Origin of the sequence: Sphingobium sp. MI1205 (assembly GCF_001563285.1) — a bacterium.
Taxonomy (GTDB): domain Bacteria; phylum Pseudomonadota; class Alphaproteobacteria; order Sphingomonadales; family Sphingomonadaceae; genus Sphingobium.
The window spans coordinates 2,765,663-2,785,932 of the sequence record NZ_CP005188.1 but is presented as its reverse complement, the minus strand read 5'-3'; the positions used below and the strand labels follow the sequence as shown (position 1 = coordinate 2,785,932).

Here is a 20,270-nt window from a genome sequence, read left to right as displayed (position 1 = left end):
CTTTGTATTTCGTGGATTAACCCGGCTGCCCGCTTGTAGCGCGGCGTCTGCCTCGGCTAGAGCATCCGCAGTCAATTTGGAGACCACATGGCCTACGCGCTTTATCAGATCATCGTCATCCTGCTCGATGTGCTGTGGTGGATCATCATTATCCAGGCGATCATGAGCTGGCTGATTGCCTTTAATGTCATCAACACCTCCAGCGACGTGGTCCGCACGGTCATGGTCGCGCTCGACCGGATGACCGCGCCCATCTATAACCCGATCCGCCGCGTCATGCCGGATCTGGGCGCCCTGGACCTTTCGCCGATGGTTGTTCTGCTGGCGATCCTTATCATCCGCCAGGCCATATTGCCGCCGATCTTCGGATTGGTGTGAGCGTCTGGAAGCAAGACGGAAACGACCTGCTGGTCAGCATTCGCCTGACACCCGGTGCCGCGCGCGATGAGTGGGGCGGGTGCTGGACGGACGAGAAGGGCGAGGACTGGTTGCGCGCTCGCGTCCGCGCGGTGCCCGAAAAGGGCAGGGCGAACGCGGCGCTGATCGTGCTGCTGGCCAAGGGGCTGGATTGGCCGCGGAGCGCGATTTCGCTGGAATCGGGGGACAGCAACCGGCTAAAGCGGCTGCGGATCAAGGGCGGGGGTGAAGCGTTGGCGCTGGAGCGCCTGTCCACCATCATCAGGGAACGGGTTGAGGCAGCATGACCATCGGCAAGATCATCGACGGCAAGGCTTATGCCGCAACGCTGCGGGGCAAGGTGGCGGACGGCGTCGCCGCCTTCGTCAAAAGCACGGGGCGCAAGCCCGGTCTGGCGGTTGTGCTGGTGGGCGAGGACCCTGCCAGTTCCGTCTATGTCCGCAACAAGGGCAAGATGACGGTCGAGGCAGGCATGGAAAGCCTGGAGTTCAAACTGCCCGCGAGTATCGGTGAAGAGGAATTGCTCGACCTGGTCGAGGAATTGAACGCCGATGACCGCGTGGACGGCATATTGGTCCAGTTGCCGCTGCCCTGCCATATCGACGAGTCGGCGGTGATCGGCGCGATCGACCCGGCCAAGGATGTGGACGGGTTCCATGTCGTCAATTCCGGGCGGCTCGCCACGGGGCAGGAGGCGCTGGTGCCCTGTACGCCGCTGGGCTGCATCATGCTGCTGAAGGACGAACTGGGCGACCTGTCGGGCATGGAGGCGGTGGTCGTGGGCCGCTCCAACATCGTTGGCAAGCCGATGGCGCAGCTGCTGCTTGCTGAAAATTGCACCGTCACCATCGCGCACAGCCGGACGCGCGATCTGGCGTCGGTCGTGCATCGCGCCGATATCGTGGTGGCGGCGGTAGGACGCCCCGAAATGGTGAAGGGCGAATGGATCAGGCCCGGCGCGACCGTGATCGATGTCGGTATCAACCGCGTCACCGATACCGAAGATGGCAAAAGCCGCATCGTGGGCGATGTCGCCACCGCCGAAGCGCTGGCCCATGTCCGGGCGATCACTCCGGTGCCGGGCGGTGTGGGGCCGATGACCATCGCGGTGCTGCTGCGCAATACGCTGGTCGCCGCCCATGCGCGTGCGGGGCTGGCGAAGCCGGAGGGGCTGTGAGGACAGCGGGGGCGCTGCTGCTCGCGGCCAGCCTGGTGGGGCTGGTGGCCGCGCGACCCCCGATGCGTTACCAGCCTGACCCCAGCTCCGTATTTGCCGCCGAGATCGCCTTCAACCGGCTGGCGAGGGACAAGGGGCAATGGACCGCCCTTCGCCAGACCGCCGCCGATGACGCCGTGATGTTCATGCCGCAGCGGGTGCTGGCGAAACAGTGGCTGAAAGGACGGGATGATCCGCCCAAGCCGGTGAGCTGGACGCCATCGGTCGTTCATGTTTCCTGCGACGGCAATCTTGCCGCGAGCACGGGCAACTGGCAACGGTCGGACGGATCGGTTGGCTATTTCACCACGATCTGGCGGCGCGACAAGAAAGGCGCGTGGAAGTGGATCCTCGACCATGGCGACAGGCTGGCGGAGCCGCGCAAAGCGCCGGAATTTCTGGTGGGCAAGGTCGCGACATGCAAACGGCGCGAGCGTGGGCCGGAGGGTAGCGCGAAGCCGTCCGCTCCGCCGTCCGACGAAAGCCTGACCTGGAGCGCGGATGTCGCTGACGACGGTAGTCGCCGCGTCACCGTGCGCGTCTGGAATGGTGGCGATTATGAAACGGTGATCGACGACAGGGTGGCCGCGCCGGGCGCATGATCGAGCTGTTCATCTCCGCCTTCGTCACGCTGTTCGTGGTCATAGACCCGCCGGGATGCGCGCCCATCTATGCCAGCCTGACGACGGGCGCGACCCATGCGCAGCGGCGCGCCATGGCGGTCCGGGCGGTGGGGATCGCGGCCGCCATTTTGTTGGTATTTGCGCTGTGGGGGAAGCAGTTGCTGGGCGTGCTCGGCATCGCGCTCGACAGTTTCCGAATCGCGGGGGGCATCATGCTTTTCATCATCGCCATGGACATGGTGTTCGAAAAGCGCACCCAGCGGCGCGAGGACCGGGCGCACAAGATCGCCGAAACGCCGGAAGTGGAGGATGTGTCGGTCTTTCCCATGGCGATGCCGATGATCGCGGGGCCAGGATCCATCGCCACCGTGATGCTGCTGATGTCGCAGGCCGAAGGGATCAGCGAGCGACTGGTCGTCGTCGCGGCGGTGGTGGTGACGCTGGCGCTGATGCTGGGTTCGCTGCTGGCGGCGGGGCCGATCATGGCGCGGCTGGGCAGCAAGATCGAGGCGGTGATTACCCGCCTGCTCGGCGTACTGCTGGCGGCGCTGGCGGCGCAGTTCGTGATCGACGGGCTGAAAGCCAGTTTCTAGGCGGCCTTGCGCCCCATTCGGGCGCGCGCCGTCAGGAACGGGCCGACTGGATCGAGCGGCGGGGCGAAGCGGCTAAAGCCCATGGGCGCGGGCATGTTGGCGTAGAGCGCCTCCATCGCGCCGTTGCGCGCATAGGTTTCGTGCCAGAAACCCGCGCCATTGCTGAGTTTGGCAAAGTCGCGCCACCAACCCGCATGTGGCGCGGAGCGTGTGAATCGCTCCAGGCTTTCGAGGTCGCGCCAATATTGGCGGATGCCGACATGGTTAAGCGCGAAAAGACACTGTTCGTGCGCCAGCAATCCTTCGGGCGGGCTAGCCGCAATGGCGCGCAGGCCTTTGCCGATGCCGAATAGCGACGCGACCCCCCGCAGGGTGGAGACGCGAAAGCCCAGCATGATGACGATAAGGTCCGTATAAGCGGACAGATCGACGGACTGGCGGGATTGCATCGAATCGCTCCTTCCTGTTTATGCTGTAAACATAACTCTCATGGATTACAGTGTAAACATGGTTTCGGCAGATAGTCCTTCGCTTCATGATCGTCTGGTTGATCGCGCGCTTGCATTGGTGGAAGAGGGCGGCGCTGACGTCAGCCTGCGGGCGGTGGCGCGGGCGGCGGGGGTGTCGGCCATGGCCCCGTATCGCCATTTTGAGGACAAGGCTGCGCTGTTGGCGGCGGTCGCCCTGCGCGGTTTTGGGTTGATGGAAGCGGTGGCGAGGGAGGCTGACGCGGTTCACGATCCCGCTGAGGCGCTGACGGCGCAGGGGCTGGCCTATATCGGCTTTGCCCGGACGCATCCCGCCCTGTTCCAACTGATGTTCGCGGATAATGCCGGGCTGGCCCTGCCCCATGACGAGTGCCGAGGGGCCTACCGTTTGATGGCCCGACGAGTCGAACAGCTATGTCCGGCGGATGCGGATGCGGGAGCGCTTGCCTGCTGGGGGTTGGTCCATGGGCTCGCGACGCTGGCGCTGGATGGCCGATTGCCGCCCGATCCAGTGCTGGAACGGGCGGCGCTTGGCATTATGACGCGAGGCCTTGCCAAATGACGCGAGGCCTTGCCAACCCCGCTTGAGCGGGTCAGCTGCGCAGGTCGCTTTCCGTCACCGGCGCGATCTTGATTTCGACGCGGCGGTTGCTTGCCTTGCCCTCAGCCGTTTCGTTCGAGGCGATTGGCTGGGTTTCGCCGAAGCCACGGGTCGCCATGCGCGCCGACTGGACGCCATGGGTGGTCAGGTAATCCGCCACCGACTGGGCGCGGCGTTCCGACAGGGTCTGGTTATAGGCGTCCGAACCGTCGCTGTCGGTATGGCCGTACACGTCGATATAGGTTTTGGGATATTGGGAGAGGACGGAGGCGACGTCGTCCAGCGTCGGACGGAATTGCGGCTGCACGGTCGCGCTGTCGGTGGTGAAAGTGATGCCGGACGGCATACGCAGCAACAGATTGTCGCCGTCGCGAATCACATCGACGCCGCTGCCGGCGGTTTCTTCCCGCAGCTTGCGTTCCTGTGCGTCCATATAGGCGCCGATGCCAGCGCCCGCGACCGCGCCGATGCCCGCACCCAGGATCTTTTCCGTCCGGTCGCGCCGGCCGCCGACCAGGTCGCCCAGCAGATAGCCGCCCAGCGCGCCGCCTATGCCGCCGATGGCGGCCTTCGAAATCTGCCGCTGCCCGGTGTTGGGATCAGTCGTGCAGGCTGTTGTCGCCAGCATCGCGGCCAAACCCGCCGCCCCCATGATGCGATGAGAAATCCGCATAGAATCAATTCCCTTTTTATCGTGCCCGAAAGCTTCGGATGCTTCACCAAATCGTCGGCAAGGGCATTTGTTCCACAAGCGAACTGAACGCGAGGTGAGGGGATGGTTGTGAAATTGCAAGCAACGGGGTTATAGGGCGTAGTTGACCACCATGGCCATGATCCCCCCGCACGCTCCGACGCCCTTCCCCTGGGCAGACCTCGTCATCATTTTGGCGCTGGTGGCGCTGAACGGCGTCTTTGCGATGTCGGAACTGGCGATCGTGTCCGCCCGCCGTCCGCGATTGCAGGCGATGGAGAAGGCGGGACGGCGCGGCGCTCGGACGGCGCTGATGCTGGGAAGCGATCCGGGCAAGTTTCTTTCGACCGTTCAGATCGGTATCACGTTGATTGGCATCGTCGCGGGCGCCTATTCGGGCGCGAGTCTGGGCGGACCGGTGGGCGAGCGCCTGGAATGGTTGGGCCTGTCACCCAGCGCTGCGGCCAATCTTGGCTTTGCGCTGGTGATCGGCCTTACCACCTACGCCTCGCTGATAGTTGGCGAACTGGTGCCCAAGCAGTTCGCACTGCGCGCGCCGGAACCCATCGCTGCAGTGGTGGCCGCTCCGATGCTGTGGCTGTCGAAGATCACCGCCCCTATCGTCTGGGTGCTGGACGGGTCGAGCGCGATCATCTTTCGTGTGCTGGGGCTGAAACGCGAATCCGAAAGCCATGTGACGGCCGAAGAGCTGCACCTGATCGTCGCGGAGGCCAGCAGGTCGGGCGTGATCGAGGAAAGCGAGCGGGCCATCATTTCCGGCGTGGTGCGGCTGGCCGACCGCCCGGTGCGCGAGGTGATGACGCCGCGCATGGACGTCGACTGGATCGACATCGGCGCGGATGATGAAACGATCCGCGCCCGATTGCTCGAAACGCCCCACACCCGGCTGCCGGTAGGGCGCGGCACGGTTGAGGACATTATCGGCGTCGTCCAGGCGCGCGACATCATGACCGCTCTTTTCCGTGGCGAGAGGCTCGACCTTGGCGCGTTGATGCGCCGGGTGGAGGTGGTGCCCGATCAGGTCGACGCCATGGACGCGCTGGAAGTGCTGCGCCGCGCCGACGTGCCCATGGTGATGGTCCATGATGAATATGGTCATTTCGAAGGGATCGCGACGCCTGCCGATCTGCTGTCGGCCATTGCAGGGCATTTCGCATCGGATCGTGACGGTCATGACGAACCGGATGTCGTCGAACGCGAGGACGGCAGCTTGCTGGTGTCGGGCCAGATGCCCGTCGATCTGCTGGCCGACAGGATCGGCATCGATCTGCCGGAGGACCGGGACTATGCGACCGTCGCTGGCCACGCACTCTGGTTGTTGAAGCGCCTGCCGGAGGTGGGGGATTTTGCGGACTATCAGGGATGGCGATTCGAGATCGTCGATATGGATGGCCGCAAGATCGACAAGCTGCTGGTGGCGGCGCGGTAAGGACCGCTGGTTCGACCAGCCTACCTTTCTTCATGCTAGAAAAGGCTGCCATGTCAGGCGGCAGGGCGCGACCGGGAGAGCAGATGCCAGCTTTCGCGGGCATGACGTTGTGGGCAGCCGGTCTGCTGTGATCCCGAAGGGTTCCTGCTAGCGGGGATGTAGAAGTCGGTAGGTATTCGTGGGCAGCCCGATCTGCCCGGCCCATAAAACAACGGGCGCGGCAATCGCTGCCGCGCCCGTCAAACTTCATTAACGGGTGGTTGGCCCCGCCTTACTTGCCGGTGGTCGGGGCGGCCGGACCGCCTGCCGGGGCGGCGTTGGCCGGAGCCGCACCTTCGACGCTTTCAGCAGCGTTGGTGGCGTTTGCGGCTGCTTCGGCTGGTGTCGCGCTGGCTTCGGCAGGGGCGGCATCCGCAGCGGGCAGGGGCAGGTTCGAACCCTGCGTGTTCAGCCAGGCGATGAGGTTGGCGCGGTCAGCCGGGTTGCCAAGGCCCGCGAAGGTCATCTTCGTGCCGGGGGCAAATTCGCGCGGGCTCGTCAGCCAATGGTCGAGATTCTCGAAGGTCCAGGCGCCGCCCTTGCTCTTGAGTGCGTCCGAGAAGGCAAAACCGCCCCGGCCCTGGCCGATGGCTTCGCCCACGGTGCCGAAGAGATTGGGGCCGATGCCGTTTGCGCCGCCCTGGTTCACGGTGTGGCACGCGGCGCACTTGGCGAACACCTTTTCACCGGCCGCGACGTCCGCGCTGGCGAGCAGGGTGTTGAGACCCGGGCCGGCAGCGGCGCCTTCGCCCTCCGCTTCCACGCCCTCAATCGCATAGCCCATTTTCTCGGGCCGTTCGGAGTGGAAATATTTGGAGCTGACGATACCGCCACCCAGCGCAACGATCCCCGCAAACAACGCCCAGCCTGCAACTGTGTTGAAACGATCGGCCATTTCGCTTGGATTCCCTTGAATTTCTGTTCTGGCGGCTTGGTGTCCGCGCCCCCCATTAGCGCGCTGCCATAATGGCGCAAGAGCGAACGCGCAAGCATGGTTGAACGCATTATGGCCCGCTTTTGCTGGGCTACTGTCTTGCGCATGCTTGCGCGCGTGCGAACGAGTGCCTAAGCGCGCTCCAGCCCATGGAAAACTATCCTGCCCCTGCCCGCGTCATCGTCGCCGACCTGGCCGCCAAGGCTGCGGCTGATCCTGCGCGCGCCATAGCCTATCAGGGTGCGCCCGGCGCCAATTCGCACCTTGCGGCGCTGGGCTATGCGCCTGATTGCGTGCCGTTGCCCTGTTTCGCCTTTGAAGATGCGATTGATGCGGTGCGCAATGGCCAGGCGGCCCGGGCGATCATCCCGATCGAAAACAGCCTGCACGGCCGCGTAGCCGACATGCATTTCCTGCTGCCCGAATCGGGGCTGCACATCATCGACGAATATTTTCTGCGCATCCGCCATTGCCTGATGGCGATCGACGACGCACCGGTCAAAAGTGCGATCAGCCATCCGCAGGCGCTGGGCCAGTGCCGCCATTACCTGCGCGAACGCGGCATCCAGCCGGTCGCCTATGCCGACACGGCGGGCGCCGCAGCGCTGGTGGCGGAATCGAAGAAGTCAGGGGAAGGGGCGGTCGCGCCCTATCTGGCCGCGGATCTTTATGGCCTGAAGCTGGTCGCGGAGAATATCGAGGATAGCGACGACAATATGACGCGCTTCCTGGTGCTGTCGCGGGAGCCCAAGATGCCGGAACCCGGAGCAGGCCCGGTGATGACGACTTTCCTGTTCGAGGTGAAAAATGTCCCTGCCGCGCTTTACAAGGCGATGGGGGGCTTTGCGACCAACGGCGTCAATATGACGAAGCTGGAAAGCTATCAGCGCGGGGCGAGCTTCGCCGCGACCGAGTTTTTCTGCGACATAGAGGGCATGCCGGGCGATCCGGCGGTTGACCGCGCGCTCGCTGAACTGGAGTTTCACACCAAGTGGGTGCGGATGCTGGGCAGTTATCGCCAGGCGCGTCCGCGTACCTGATGCGACCGGGGTGACGGGGCGACCCGCGCTCCCTATAGTCCGCTACGATGGCTTCCGCGCTTATCCTTTCCGCCCTTGCCATGAGCTTCATCGTCGGCGTGCGCTATCTGCTGACCAGCGGCGGATTCGCGCTGGCGACGCATGTGCGGCAGCCGGGGCTTTACACGCATCTTGGCCCGCAGATACGGCGCGAGATCGGATGGTCCATGGCGTCGGCGCTGATCTACGGCATCCCGGCAGGCGTCGTCGCCTGGGGGTGGCAAGCGCATGGCTGGACGCGGATATACACCGACATTCATGCTTTCCCGATCTGGTATCTGCCGGTGTCGGTGTTGCTCTATCTGGTCGCGCATGACAGCTGGTTCTATTGGACGCATCGCTGGATGCACCGGCCCCGTTTGTTTCGCGTCGCCCATGCCGTCCATCATGCGAGCCGCCCGCCGACAGCCTGGGCCGCGATGAGCTTTCACCCCTGGGAAGCGTTGACCGGCGCCATCGTGATCCCGGCGCTTGTTTTCATTATTCCGATTCATGTCGCGGCGCTGGGCGGGGTGCTGGTGATCATGACAGTCATGGGCGTGTCCAACCATATGGGGTGGGAGATGTTTCCGCGCTGGCTGGTCCAGGGGCGAGCTGGACGCTGGTTGATCACCGCCAGCCATCATCAGCGGCATCATGAGCTATATAGCTGCAATTACGGGCTGTATTTCCGTGTATGGGACCGGCTGTGCGGCACCGACCGGGGGTTGGGCGACTTTGGAAAGACGTGTGCATGAGAATGGGGTTGTTGTTTCTGGGCGGTATGATGGCTGTGCCGCCCGGCGCTGCGCCCGTCAGTGAGCCGCAGCCATTGAGCATGAGCGTGCAGAATTTACGATCGGACAAAGGCAAGCTGCTCGTCTGCATCACCCGTTCGCCCGCCTATTTCCCCGATTGCAGCCATGATCCCGACAAACGGCATCTGAGCGTAGCTGCCGGGACCGCAATGATCCCGTTGGGGGAAGTGATGCCCGGCGATTATGCCATCGCGATCATCCATGATGAGAATGGCAACGGAAAGCTCGACACATTTGCGGGCATTCCGCGCGAGGGCGTCGGGTTTTCGCGCAATCCCGCCATCCGCTTCGGCGCCCCCAGCTTTCGCTCGGCACAATTCCAGGTGGCGGGATCAGGGGTGCGGCAGGAAATAAAGATCAAATATTTCCTGTAATTGACTATCGGTGGAACCGTAAATGGCAGCGAAACATTCAGTCTGCTGACCATATTCGCGGAACAGGGGATCTATGAATCATCGCCAAATTCTCGTCGCGGGCCTTGCTTTCGTTGCAATGGGCGGCGCTCATCCTGCTTTGGCTCAGGTTGAGGACAGCAACGTCCTGACGGTGGGCGTGGGTGCGGCTGTCATCCCAAGCTATGAAGGGTCGGACGATTATCGCGTTATCCCCGTTCCTCAGCTGCGCGGTAAGGTCAGCGACTTCGCCTTCTGGACGCGGGGACCAAATCTTTATGTCGATGCTATTCCCAACACCGGTGACGGCATAGATTTCCAGCTGGGGCCAGTTGTGGGCGTGCGTTTCGACCGTTCCAGCCGCAAGAGCATCAAGGACGACGCCGTCCGCGCGCTCGGCAAGCGGGACGTCGCGGTGGAAGTGGGCGGCTTTGTCGGTATCGGCAAGACCGGGGTTCTGACCAGCGACTATGACAATCTGTCCGCCCGCGTCGCAGTGACCAAGGATGTGGCGGGCGCGCATGAAAGCTATGTCGTGACCCCGGCGATCGAATATTTCGCGCCTCTGTCGACCCGCACCTTCGTGGGTCTTGGCGTGTCAGCGGATTATGTCGGCAAGAAATATGGCCGCTATTATTTTGACGTGGATGACGCAGGAGCGCTGGCGTCCGGGCTTCCGGCATATGCCGAGGCGGGCGACAAGGCTGGTTTCAAGCGGATCGGCGTAAACCTGACCGGTGGGCTGTCGCTGTCGGGCGACCTGCGCAAGGGTTGGGCGCTGTTCGCTCTGGGCGGCTATTCGCGGATGCTGGGCGACTATGCGGACTCGCCGGTGGTGAGCATTACCGGGTCGAAGAACCAGTGGGTGGGCGCGGTCGGCATCGGCTATACCTTCTGACCTGCTGATCTTGTGCGGACAGGGTGACGCCCCACATAAGTCGCTGTATGGAAGCGGCACCCAACCGCATCGAGGCAGGAGACTAGGACAGTGGCGACCCTTGGACTGAGTGACGGCGACAAGGCGGCGGTGGAAGCTTTCCGCCGCGATGTGGTGGATCCGTCGCGCACCAGCCTGATCATCGTCGATTTCTGGGCCGAATGGTGCGGCCCCTGCAAGCAGTTGACCCCCGTGATCGAGAAGGTCTGCGCGGAATATGAGTCCAAGGGCGTCAAGCTGGTCAAGATCAACGTCGATGAGAACAAGTTCATCGCCGCACAGTTTCGCGTCCAGTCGATCCCGACCGTCTATGCCGTGTTCCAGGGACAGCCGGTCGCCGACCTGAGCCAGGCGCGGACCGAAGGCCAGCTCAAGCAGTTCCTTGACCAGTTGCTGGCGCAGTTGCCGATCGAATCGGATGAGAAGGCGCAGCTTCAGGAAATCGCGCCCCTGATCGAGATGGGTGAGGAATTGCTGGTCGCCGGTGATCATGAACGGGCGCTGTCGGTGTTCGAGCAGGTCGGCGCGATGGTCCCCGACAATGCGGAGGTCGCATCGGGCCATGCCCGCGCCCTGGTTGCTCTGGCGCGGCTGGACGAGGCGGAGGCCGTGCTGGCCGTGCTGCCTGCCGATGTGGCGAAGGATCAGGCCGTTGATCGCGCGCGCGCAGCCATCGCTTTGGCGCGGGATGCGAAGCCGGTGAGCGACCTGTCGGGAATCGAGGCGAAGGTCGCCGCGAACCCGGACGATCATGAGGCGCGGTTTGAACTTGCCGGCGGGCTGATGGCCAATGGCGACCGCGACCGCGCGGCAGACGAGCTGCTGGAAATCGTCCGCCGGGACCGGGAGTGGAATGAGGGCGCGGCGCGGGCGCAGCTGGTGAAGCTGTTCGAAGCGACCGGCCTGGAGGACCCCTGGGTGGCGGCGCAGCGCCGGAAATTGTCGCAGATCCTCTTTGCCTGACGGCGCGAAGGTGAACGTCGCCCGCGTCTCCATCTTCCCGCTGTCGGGCGCGCTGCTGCTGCCCGGCATGGAATTGCCGCTGCATATATTCGAGCCGCGTTACCGGGCGCTCATCCACGATGCGATGGCGCGGGACCGTCGCATCGGCATGATCCAGCCGCGTGAGGATGGGCCGAAGCCTGCGCTGTTCGATGTCGGTTGCCTGGGCCATATCAGCCAGATCGAGGCGCTGGACGACGGGCGTTTCAACATCATCCTGAAAGGGCTGGCGCGCTTTCGCGTGATCCGGGAACTGGATGTCGCCACCGCATTCCGCCAGATCGAGGCCGATGTGGAGCAGGCCCCCGAGGATGAGGTGCTGCACGCCGTCGAGCGCGCCGCGCTGGAACAGGAATCGAGGCGCTTTGCCGAGGCGTTGGGCTATGTCGTCGATTGGACGGCGGTGTCGCGGCTGGACGACATGTCGCTGGTCAACGGCATCGCCCAGATTGCGCCTTTCGACCCGGCGGCGAAGCAGACGTTGCTGGAAGCCGATAGTTTGGGCGAGCGTTCCGAAAGGATCATTCAGCTGATGCAGATTATCGGCCGCATGGAGCGCGATGGCGGGACCACCATGCAATGAGCGCCACGCTTGATCCCTATCTGCTTGCGAAGCTGGTTTGCCCGGTGACGCGAACGCCGCTGCGGTGGGATGCGCAGCGAAGTGAATTGATATCCGAGGCGGCGGGACTTGCCTATCCGGTGCGCGATGGCGTGCCCGTGCTGGTCGTCCGCGAGGCGCGGGCGCTCTAAAGCTTCGTCATCCCAGCGAAAGCTGGGATCTCGTTAGTGCGGGCTGCGCTGGAGCCACGAGACCCCAGCTTTCGCTGGGGTGACGGTGTTGGGGTAGGACGGAAAAAGCCGGCTCCGTTTCCGGAACCGGCCTTCCTTCGCGACCCGCAGGAGTTTTCTAGAACTTGAAGTCCAGTCGAGCGTAATAGTAGCCGCCCGACGTGCCGTAGGGCCCGTGTCCATAATAGCTGTTATAGGCGCCCGAGCCGTTCTGATAAGGAGACACGCCGACCGGGACGGTTACGCCATCGATTGTCTTGGGCACTTCAGGCCGCTTGCTGAACAGATTGTTTGCACCGACCGAAAATTTGACGAAGTCGGTGAAGTCGTAGCCCAGTTCCAGGTCGGTGATCGCAGCCGCCTTGACCACGCCGTTGAAGTAGAGCTGGTCCGCGCCACCTGCGCCATCGGCGATCAGGAAGCCGCCATCAGGTATGATGATTGCGCCATTTCCGTCTCGTGACGTGAAGGCAGGACGAACCAGTACGCTGGTCTTGCCGTAGAAGGTTTCGCGCAGGTTCAGCGTGAACTTGCCGCTCTTGAACAGGGCGTTCGCAACGATCTTGTAGTCGGGGTTCGACCGTTCGATATTGCTTTCCGATGCCGCGTTGAAGATCGGATAGCCGACCTTGTTGTCGGTGATCTTGGTCTTGTTGTAGTTGGCGGTCAGCGAGAGGTTGAGCGTACCGAAGTCGAGCGCCACCGGATAGCTGGCGGAGAAATCGATGCCCCAGGTGCGGGTGTCGATGCCGTTGGTGAAGCTCGACACGCCGATCGTGCCGCTGGTCAGGAGGGCGCTGTCGAGGACGATGCCCGCTGCGTTGAGGGCGTTGAGGATATCGGCGGCGCCCGGCTGGATAACGCCGTTCAGCACCGCGTTGCGCGCCGCAGTCCCGGTAATGCGGTCCTTGATCTTGATGAGATAGCCATCGACCGTGATGGCCAGTTTCGGCACCGGACGTAGGACGATACCGGCGGAGAAATTCTTCGACTTTTCAGGCTTCAGATTTTCAAAGCCAAGCAGCGCGGCGGCAGGCGTACCGGCGGGCAGCTGGGCGACGGCGCTGGTCGGGCCGACGTTGATGGTCGAATATTTCTGTTCGGCAAGGGTCGGCGCGCGGAAGCCTGTGCTGACGGTGCCTCGGACCGCGATCGCGTCGGAAAAGTCGTAGCGGGTCGTGGCCTTCCAGATCGCCGTATCGCCGAAGTCGGTATAATCTTCATAGCGCCCGGCAAGATCGACGCTCCAGCCATCGACCGGTTCGGTGATCAGGTTGGCGTATACGGCCTTGGAGCTACGCTGGAAATCGCCAGCGTCGGTCGCCTTGTAGCCGGGGAAGGACTGTACGCCGGTCTTGTAGGTCGAAACGGCATCGCCCTGAAGGATTTCATATTCGTCCTTCCGGTATTCGCCGCCGAACGCCAGCGTCAGCGGGCTGGCCAGGCCGACTTCGAATTCCTTGCGGATGTCGGTGGTGATGGTCGTCTGGGCCAGCTTGAAACCGCCGTCATAGGCGCTGCTGGGGGTGATGGCGGTGGCTGGCCCGCCAGCGGCATAGCTTTCCTGCCAGAGTTCGCGGTGAGCCGACCGTTCGGTATAGATGCTGTCTTTCTGTGCGCCGTAAGTGCCGCTGATGTCATAGTTCCAGCCGCCGCCGAATTCGCCCCTTGCCCCGATGGTGAAGCTATATTCGTCCTCGACCACATGCTGCAGGGGGACCATGCCCCAGACGCCGGTGTCGCTGTAGCAGATGCTGGGATCATAGGCGGCCGGGGTGATGCTGCCGCCCAGGTTGCCGGTTTCGTAGCAGATGCGCTTGGGGTGGCGATAACCCTGATTCGCCCAGCCTTCCCGGCGGGCATAGTCGCCGAAGCTGTAGAGTTCGACGCCGCCGAAGTCATAGCCCATATTGTAGAAGCCCAGCGTCAGCTTCGTGCGCGGCTGGCCGCCGTTGATGCCGGACAGGGCGTCGCCCGCAAGGTTCGACCATTGCGCAGGCGTGTTGGGTTGGAGCGTGCCGTCGGCCTGGGTGATCTGAACCTGACCGGTGCCAACCGTGGTGTAGTCTTGCCGCCGGTGGAACAAGGTCAGATTGATGAAGCCGTCTTCGCCCAGCTTGAAGCCCATGTTGCCGGAGACGGAGAAAAGTTCGCCTTCGCTGTCATAATGCTGGCCCCCGGTGATCTTGAAGCTGCCACCTTCATCTTCATCCTTGAGGATGAAGTTGATGACGCCTGCGATCGCATCGGTGCCGTAAACTGCCGCGGCGCCTTCCTGAAACACTTCGACGCGTGCGACCGAATCGGGTGGAATGAGGTCGATGCTGGGCGCGGCCGACCCCTGGAAAGCGCCCGATATGACCTGAAGAATGCCGTTGCCGTGACGCCGCTTGCCGTTCACCAGCACGAGCGTGTGATTGGGACTGAGGCCGCGCAGCCGAGCGGACAGCGAGAAGCTGGAAAGGTCGGTGCCCTGCGTCTGAGCCGTGAAGCTAGGGACGATCTGCGTCAGAACTTGATTGAGGTTGGGCTGGCCGACATGGCTGATGGCTTCTTCGCTCAACACCTGAATGGGCGCGGCGCTCTCGGCGGCTTGCATGCCGATTGCGCGCGTGCCTGTGACGATGATCGCCCCACCGTCATCGGCTTGCGGTTCCTGGGCTGCTTCCTGCGCAATCGCGGCCGCGGACCAGGAAGATGCGAGAATGAGAGAAAGTCTTAAAGCGGATAGTCGTTTCATCTCTTGCCCCCTGCTTTTACGTTTTTCGTGCAGTGGGAGAGACGAAGGGGCCGCCTTAAGCCGCTATTGCAGTGCACAATAGCGTGATTGAGAAACGTGCAATCGCTATGCTCAGTTTGCAATCAGACACGATGGCGGGTTTGGCTTTGTCGTTCGTATAGTCAGTCTTATTTCAAAGCCGCCACCACTTGCCCGGCAACGGACGGGCGCTTTACGATGCCAGTGCGGCTTCGATCAGGTCACGACCTTCCTTGCTGTTCCAGTCCAGAGCGCCAACCACGCGGGCGATTTCCTTTCCCTGCGTGTCGTAGAGGACGGTCGTTGGCAGCATGCCGGTGGCGTAATGAAAGCCGAACTGGTTTTCGGGGTCGATCCAGCCCTTGAGATTGGGCAGCTCATGCTTCTGGAAAAACGCCTTCACCACGCTTTCCCCCTGGCTGTCCTGCGAGATGGTGAGGACGGCGAGCCGCTTTGCACCATAGTTTTTCGCGACGGCATCCAGTGTTGGCATTTCCGCAACGCAGGGCGCGCACCATGTCGCCCAGAGATTGACCAGCATCGGCTTGCCCGCAAAGTCGTTGAGCGTGGCATCCGCGCCGTCTTCCCCGGTGAAGGTGAAATCGGGGGCGGGCGTTCCCGCTTTCGACCGGTCGATCGTGTAGCTGAAAGCTCCTTCCTTGCCGCTCGCCACAGGGCCGCGGGCCTCGCCACTGACGACCGGAGCCTCCCCGTTGCTATTTGCTTGACCTTGCCCCGGAGCCGGTGATTGCCTATCGCACGCGCCGAGGCCAGCCAGCAGGAGCAGTGTCATTACGCAGGGCAAGGAAGTTCGCACGGAGGATGGCTCCAACAGCATGTGGGGCGGGCGCTTTGCAGCCGGCCCGGCTTCGGTCATGCGCGAGATAAATGCCTCTATCCCGTTCGACAAGCGATTGTGGAAGCAGGACATCGCCGGATCAAAGGCGCATGTCGCGATGCTGGCGAAGCAGGGTATCGTCGAGGGTGAGGATGCGCAGGCGATCACCGAAGGGCTGAACCGGATCGCCGCGGAATATGAAGCCAATGGCGTGCCGGTGAACCTGGACCTGGAAGACATCCACATGGTCACGGAGTCACGGCTGGCCGAATTGATCGGTCCGGCGGCGGGACGGTTGCATACGGCGCGTTCGCGCAACGACCAGGTGGCGACCGACTTTCGCCTTTGGGTGCGCGACGCGATAGACGAGGTGCAGGCGGGGCTCAACCTGTTGCAGCAGGCGCTGCTTGCGCGGGCGGAGGAGCATGCAGATGCGGTCATGCCCGGCTTTACGCATCTTCAATCCGCGCAGCCGGTGACACTGGGCCATCATCTGATGGCCTATCATGAGATGATCCGCCGGGATCGCAGCCGTTTTGCCGATGCGCGCGACCGGCTGAACGAATGCCCGCTGGGCGCGGCGGCGCTGGCCGGCACGGGCTTCCCGATCGACCGGCATGCGACAGCGGCGGCGCTGGGCTTTGCCAAGCCGACCGACAACAGCCTCGACAGCGTGTCCGACCGTGACTTCGCGCTCGACTATCTGATGGCCGGGACGCAGCTGGCTCTACATCTGTCACGGCTGGCGGAGGAGTTCATCATCTGGGCAAGTCAGCCCTTCGGCTTCGTCAAGCTGTCCGACGCTTATTCGACCGGCAGCTCGATCATGCCGCAGAAGCGCAATCCCGATGCCGCTGAACTGGTGCGCGGCCATGCGGGGCGGATCATGGGCTGCATGACGGCGCTGTGCGTGACGATGAAGGGCCTGCCGCTCGCCTATTCAAAGGACATGCAGGACGACAAGCCGCCGGTATTCGAGGCGCACGACCTGATCGGCCTGTCGATCGCCGCAATGACCGGGATGATCGAGACGGTTACCTTCCGCACCGATCGCATGCGGGCGCTGGCGGAAAGCGGCTTTGCGACGGCGACGGACCTGGCCGACTGGCTGGTGCGCGAGGGGGATATTCCGTTCCGCGAGGCGCATCATATCACCGGGCGCGCGGTCGCGGCGGCGGAAAGCGCGGGCACACCGCTCGCGGACCTGCCGATCGAGACGCTCAAGGCCATTGACCCACGCATCGATGAGCGCATCTATGCGGTGCTGACGGTCGATGCTTCGGTCGCCAGCCGCAAGAGCCATGGCGGCACCGCGCCCGATCAGGTGCGGGCGCGGATCGCGCAGGCGCGGGAGGAGAAGGCATGAGGATCACGCTTGGTCGTGGACTGGCGCTGGGCGCGTTGGCGCTTGCCCTGGCATCCTGCGGCGGCAGACAGCCATTGAAGCCGGTCGAGGGCCAGAAAATACCGGCGGTGCCCGTAGGGGCGGCCGCCGCGCCGACCGCGCAGCAGTTGATGACCCCCTCCACCCAGGCGCGGCCGGAGCGTAATGTCGAACTGCTCACCCAGTCACAGGAGCGTCGGGATGATCCGTTCGACCTGCCGCCCGAACGCCAGCCTCAATAAGACCCGCTAGGACATACAGCCCTTGGACCATTTCGACTATGTGAACGGCGCCATGCATGTGGAGCAGGTGCCGATGGCGGAGATCGCGCAGGCGGTCGGTACGCCTGTCTATATCTATTCGACCGCGACGCTGACCCGCCACGTCAACGTGTTTCGCGATGCTCTGGCGCAGTTGGACGATCCGCTGATCGCCTTTGCGGTCAAGGCCAATCCCAATGGCGCTGTGCTGGCGACGCTGGCGAAACTTGGCCTCGGCGCGGATGTGGTGTCGGGCGGCGAGCTGTTGCGCGCCATCGCGGCGGGCATTCCGGCCAGCCGCATCGTCTTTTCCGGGGTCGGCAAGACGGCCGAGGAAATGCGCCTGGCGCTGGAACATGGCATTTTCCAGTTCAATCTGGAGAGCGAGCCTGAGGCGGACATGCTGTCCGAAGTGGCTATGTCCATGGGAAAGAAGGCTCCGGTCGCCTATCGCATCAATCCCGATGTCGACGCGGGAACCCACGCGAAGATTTCGACGGGAAAGTCCGAAAACAAGTTCGGCATTCCCTATGATCGTGCGCTGGAAAGCTATGCTGCGGCGCGCGACCTGCCGGGGCTGGATGTGCAGGGTGTGGCCGTCCATATCGGCAGCCAGCTGACCGACCTCACACCTCTGGAAGCCGCTTTTACCAAGGTTGGCGCGCTGATCGAGCAGTTGCGTGCGGCGGGCCACAGCATCCGCACCGCCGACCTGGGTGGTGGTCTGGGCGTGCCTTATGATCCTTCGCTGCCGATCCCGCCGCTGCCCGCCGTCTATGGCGAGATGGTGACGCGGATCACGAAGGGTTGGAATGTCCGCCTGATGTTCGAACCGGGCCGTGTCATCGTCGGCAATGCGGGCGCGCTGCTGTCGCGCGTGGTGCGGGTGAAGCAGGGTGCGCAGGCGCCCTTCGTCATTGTCGACGCCGCGATGAACGACCTGATGCGGCCCAGCCTTTATGATGCATGGCATGACATTCGCGCGGTCGATCCGGTTGGCAGGCGGGAGACCGCCAATGTGGTTGGTCCAGTATGCGAAACGGGCGACACATTCGCGATGCACCGCGACATGGATGTGGTGCAGGCGGGGGATCTGGTCGCCTTCATGACTGCGGGCGCTTACGGCGCGACCATGGCGGGCACTTACAACAGCCGTCCCCTGACGCCCGAGGTGCTGGTGTCGGGCGACAAATGGGCCGTGGTCCGCGCCCGCCCGCCCATCGAAGCACTGATCGAGGGGGACAGCATTCCCGATTGGGTCCGCGACTGATGCAGAGCCTGCCCGTCTTCCTGATATTGAAGGGCAGGCCGGTTATCCTGACGGGAACCGGGGAGGCGGCGGAGGCGAAGCGGCGGCTGCTGGAGCGGGCAGGGGCCTGCATTGTCGGAGAGGATGGCGACGCGGCGCTCGCGATCGTCGCCGACGGCGATGAGGCGACGGTCGCCCGGCTGAAGGCGCGGGGCGTGCTGGTAAATGCGACCGACCGCCCCAGCCTTTGTGATTTCACCTTGCCCGCGATCATAGACCGCGACCCGGTGCTGATCGCTATCGGTACTGGTGGAGCGTCGGCAGGCTTGGCCAAGGCGCTGCGGCAGAGGATCGAGGCAATATTGCCGCAGAAGCTGGGCGCATTGGCCAGCGCGCTGCACGATGCGCGCGCCGCCATTAGAGCCCGCTGGCCCGATGCAGGCGCGCGCCGCCGGGCGATTGACGCGGGACTGGCGTCGGGCGGACTGATGGACCTCTTTCGCGATGACGCCGCCGATGCGGTGCCGTTGTGGCTGACGGGGCAGGACGATGCGGCTGCGTCCCGCCTTGTCCACATCCCATTGCTGTCCGGTGATCCCGATGATCTGACGCTGCGTGCCGCGCGCCTGCTGGGTGAGGCGGATCGCGTTTATCACGCCGTCGATGTGCCCTCCGTCATTCTCGACCGCGCGCGCGCCGATGCGGTGCGCTTGCCTGCGGACGCGCCGCCTGTCGATCCGGGCGAGGGGCTTTCGCTTTGGCTGGAGATGCCGGAATGAGCCGGGTTCTCGTCAGCGATCGCGGTCAGGCACGGGAGATTTCACTCGATGCCTTTTGCGCGGAGGCCGATCACGCGGCATTCAGCTGGATCCACGCCGACGGCTGGCGGGAAGATGCGCGAGCCATCGTGTCGCGCTGCGATAATCTGCCGGGAGCGGCGCTGTCCGCGCTGCTGGCACAGGAAACGCGCCCGCGCTGCACTTTGATGGCGCATGGCGCGCTGGTCAACCTGCGAGGGCTGGGGGCGGAGGAGGATGCAGAGGGCGATCCGCTGGTTTCCATCCGCTTGTGGGCGGAGCATGCGCGCATCATTTCGGTGAGCTACCGGCGGCTCGCGGCGATCGACCCAGTAGTGCAAAAAATGCTGGCCGGGGCGATTCAGGATCCCGGCGACCTGATCGTCGCTTTCGCCCAGGAGATCACCGAAGCGCTCGACCCGGAAGTCGCCGAGCTCGGCGACACGCTGGACGAGATTGAAAGCTCGCTCAGCGACAGCGGCACGGCCGAAGTGCGGCGGGAAGCATCTAAAATCCGCGCGACGGCGATCAGCTACCGCCGCTTCATTTCGCCCCAGCGGCAGGCGCTCGAACGGCTGTCGGCAGCCGACGCGCCATGGCTTCAGCCCGATGACCGTCTGCATCTTCAGGAGGCGGCGGATCGCTGCGCCCGCATGGCCGAGGAATTGGAGGCGGTGCGCGAACGGTCGGCGCTGGCGCATGAGGAATTAACCGACCTGCGCGCTGAACAGATGAACCGGCAGGCGCTGATAATTTCCGTCGTGGCGCTTGTGTTCCTGCCGCTGACCTTCCTGACCGGCCTGCTCGGCATGAATGTCGATGGCATTCCATTCGCCCATGAAGCCTGGGCATTTTGGGGGGTGGTGGGCGTCTGTGGCGTCATGGCGGCAGGGATCGCCGGGTGGTTCGCAGCGACGCACTGGCTGCGCTGAC

General features: G+C 63.8%; 24 protein-coding genes. 19 read left to right on the top strand and 5 right to left on the bottom strand.

Annotated features, from left to right (window positions below; genetic code table 11):
- The first annotated feature begins 87 nt into the window (after positions 1-87).
- The 5 genes from K663_RS13745 to K663_RS13725 are packed head-to-tail and all read left to right on the top strand — an operon-like array spanning position 88 to position 2,849.
- Entirely contained in the window at positions 88-378 is a 291-nt protein-coding gene (locus K663_RS13745; protein WP_062118644.1) for a YggT family protein, read from the top strand.
- On the top strand, positions 375-704 hold the full coding sequence (locus tag K663_RS13740; protein WP_062118642.1) for a DUF167 domain-containing protein: 330 nt from the start codon (positions 375-377) through the stop codon (positions 702-704). Before K663_RS13745 ends, K663_RS13740 begins: the two co-directional genes overlap by 4 nt.
- Entirely contained in the window at positions 701-1,594 is an 894-nt protein-coding gene (gene folD / locus K663_RS13735) for a bifunctional methylenetetrahydrofolate dehydrogenase/methenyltetrahydrofolate cyclohydrolase FolD (RefSeq protein WP_062118641.1), read from the top strand. Before K663_RS13740 ends, folD begins: the two co-directional genes overlap by 4 nt.
- The gene (locus K663_RS13730) at positions 1,591-2,235 is read left to right on the top strand and encodes a hypothetical protein (protein ID WP_062118640.1); all 645 of its coding nucleotides are present in this window, start codon (positions 1,591-1,593) and stop codon (positions 2,233-2,235) included. Before folD ends, K663_RS13730 begins: the two co-directional genes overlap by 4 nt.
- Positions 2,232-2,849, top strand: a complete 618-nt coding sequence (locus K663_RS13725) for a MarC family protein (RefSeq protein WP_062118639.1) — start codon at positions 2,232-2,234, stop codon at positions 2,847-2,849. The genes K663_RS13730 and K663_RS13725 overlap by 4 nt, the downstream gene beginning before the upstream one ends.
- Here the strand turns inward: K663_RS13725 and K663_RS13720 are convergent.
- Positions 2,846-3,298 carry a monooxygenase family protein gene (locus tag K663_RS13720; RefSeq protein WP_062118638.1) on the bottom strand — a complete coding sequence of 151 codons (453 nt, stop codon included), beginning with the start codon at positions 3,296-3,298 and terminating at the stop codon, positions 2,846-2,848. The genes K663_RS13725 and K663_RS13720 overlap by 4 nt on opposite strands.
- A gap of 40 nt (positions 3,299-3,338) precedes the next feature.
- Between K663_RS13720 and K663_RS13715 the strand changes: the two genes are divergently transcribed.
- Positions 3,339-3,899 (top strand): TetR/AcrR family transcriptional regulator, encoded by a 561-nt coding sequence (locus K663_RS13715; RefSeq protein WP_235589450.1) that lies wholly within the window; start codon positions 3,339-3,341, stop codon positions 3,897-3,899.
- A gap of 31 nt (positions 3,900-3,930) precedes the next feature.
- Here K663_RS13715 and K663_RS13710 read toward each other — a convergent pair whose 3' ends face one another.
- Entirely contained in the window at positions 3,931-4,611 is a 681-nt protein-coding gene (locus K663_RS13710; RefSeq protein WP_062118633.1) for an OmpA family protein, read from the bottom strand.
- Positions 4,612-4,762: 151 nt separating this feature from the next.
- On the opposite strand from K663_RS13710, the gene K663_RS13705 reads away from it, so the two are divergent.
- Positions 4,763-6,079, top strand: a complete 1,317-nt coding sequence (locus tag K663_RS13705) for a hemolysin family protein (protein ID WP_062118617.1) — start codon at positions 4,763-4,765, stop codon at positions 6,077-6,079.
- Between the two features lie 271 nt (positions 6,080-6,350).
- On the opposite strand, the gene K663_RS13700 is transcribed toward K663_RS13705, so the two are convergent.
- A complete protein-coding gene (locus K663_RS13700) occupies positions 6,351-7,013 on the bottom strand; it encodes a c-type cytochrome (protein ID WP_062118614.1) in 663 nt (220 codons plus the stop codon).
- Between the two features lie 188 nt (positions 7,014-7,201).
- Here K663_RS13700 and K663_RS13695 point away from each other — a divergent pair, with 188 nt between their 5' ends.
- The 7 genes from K663_RS13695 (at position 7,202) to K663_RS23360 (ending at position 12,012) form a co-directional block, all read left to right on the top strand.
- The gene (locus K663_RS13695; RefSeq protein ID WP_062120949.1) at positions 7,202-8,092 is read left to right on the top strand and encodes a prephenate dehydratase; all 891 of its coding nucleotides are present in this window, start codon (positions 7,202-7,204) and stop codon (positions 8,090-8,092) included.
- A gap of 47 nt (positions 8,093-8,139) precedes the next feature.
- Complete coding sequence (locus tag K663_RS13690) at positions 8,140-8,868, top strand: sterol desaturase family protein (RefSeq protein ID WP_062118611.1); 729 nt, start codon at positions 8,140-8,142, stop codon at positions 8,866-8,868.
- Positions 8,865-9,302, top strand: a complete 438-nt coding sequence (locus K663_RS13685; protein WP_062118607.1) for a DUF2141 domain-containing protein — start codon at positions 8,865-8,867, stop codon at positions 9,300-9,302. The genes K663_RS13690 and K663_RS13685 overlap by 4 nt, the downstream gene beginning before the upstream one ends.
- Positions 9,303-9,375: 73 nt before the next feature.
- Positions 9,376-10,218, top strand: coding sequence for a MipA/OmpV family protein (locus K663_RS13680; RefSeq protein ID WP_062118604.1), 843 nt, complete (start codon positions 9,376-9,378; stop codon positions 10,216-10,218).
- Positions 10,219-10,308: 90 nt separating this feature from the next.
- Positions 10,309-11,220, top strand: a complete 912-nt coding sequence (locus K663_RS13675; RefSeq protein WP_062118601.1) for a tetratricopeptide repeat protein — start codon at positions 10,309-10,311, stop codon at positions 11,218-11,220.
- A 10-nt stretch (positions 11,221-11,230) separates the two neighbouring features.
- Positions 11,231-11,842: an LON peptidase substrate-binding domain-containing protein gene (locus tag K663_RS13670; RefSeq protein ID WP_062120945.1), complete on the top strand. Its 612-nt coding sequence runs from the start codon at positions 11,231-11,233 to the stop codon at positions 11,840-11,842.
- Positions 11,839-12,012, top strand: coding sequence for a Trm112 family protein (locus K663_RS23360; RefSeq protein WP_083535912.1), 174 nt, complete (start codon positions 11,839-11,841; stop codon positions 12,010-12,012). Before K663_RS13670 ends, K663_RS23360 begins: the two co-directional genes overlap by 4 nt.
- Positions 12,013-12,169: 157 nt before the next feature.
- On the opposite strand, the gene K663_RS13665 is transcribed toward K663_RS23360, so the two are convergent.
- Positions 12,170-14,791: a TonB-dependent receptor plug domain-containing protein gene (locus tag K663_RS13665; protein ID WP_062118598.1), complete on the bottom strand. Its 2,622-nt coding sequence runs from the start codon at positions 14,789-14,791 to the stop codon at positions 12,170-12,172.
- Positions 14,792-15,002: 211 nt separating this feature from the next.
- Positions 15,003-15,602, bottom strand: coding sequence for a TlpA family protein disulfide reductase (locus tag K663_RS13660; RefSeq protein WP_062118594.1), 600 nt, complete (start codon positions 15,600-15,602; stop codon positions 15,003-15,005).
- A gap of 43 nt (positions 15,603-15,645) precedes the next feature.
- Here K663_RS13660 and argH point away from each other — a divergent pair, with 43 nt between their 5' ends.
- Genes argH through K663_RS13635 form a run of 5 tightly spaced genes read left to right on the top strand, consistent with a single transcriptional unit; the run spans position 15,646 to position 20,269 of the window.
- Positions 15,646-17,013: an argininosuccinate lyase gene (argH, locus tag K663_RS13655; protein WP_062118591.1), complete on the top strand. Its 1,368-nt coding sequence runs from the start codon at positions 15,646-15,648 to the stop codon at positions 17,011-17,013.
- Positions 17,010-17,273: a hypothetical protein gene (locus K663_RS13650; RefSeq protein ID WP_062118589.1), complete on the top strand. Its 264-nt coding sequence runs from the start codon at positions 17,010-17,012 to the stop codon at positions 17,271-17,273. Before argH ends, K663_RS13650 begins: the two co-directional genes overlap by 4 nt.
- Before the next feature lie 22 nt (positions 17,274-17,295).
- Positions 17,296-18,561 carry a diaminopimelate decarboxylase gene (gene lysA, locus K663_RS13645; protein WP_062118585.1) on the top strand — a complete coding sequence of 422 codons (1,266 nt, stop codon included), beginning with the start codon at positions 17,296-17,298 and terminating at the stop codon, positions 18,559-18,561.
- A complete protein-coding gene (locus K663_RS13640; RefSeq protein WP_062118580.1) occupies positions 18,561-19,319 on the top strand; it encodes a precorrin-2 dehydrogenase/sirohydrochlorin ferrochelatase family protein in 759 nt (252 codons plus the stop codon). Before lysA ends, K663_RS13640 begins: the two co-directional genes overlap by 1 nt.
- A complete protein-coding gene (locus K663_RS13635) occupies positions 19,316-20,269 on the top strand; it encodes a zinc transporter ZntB (RefSeq protein ID WP_062118578.1) in 954 nt (317 codons plus the stop codon). Before K663_RS13640 ends, K663_RS13635 begins: the two co-directional genes overlap by 4 nt.
- The last annotated feature ends 1 nt before the right edge of the window (position 20,270 follow it).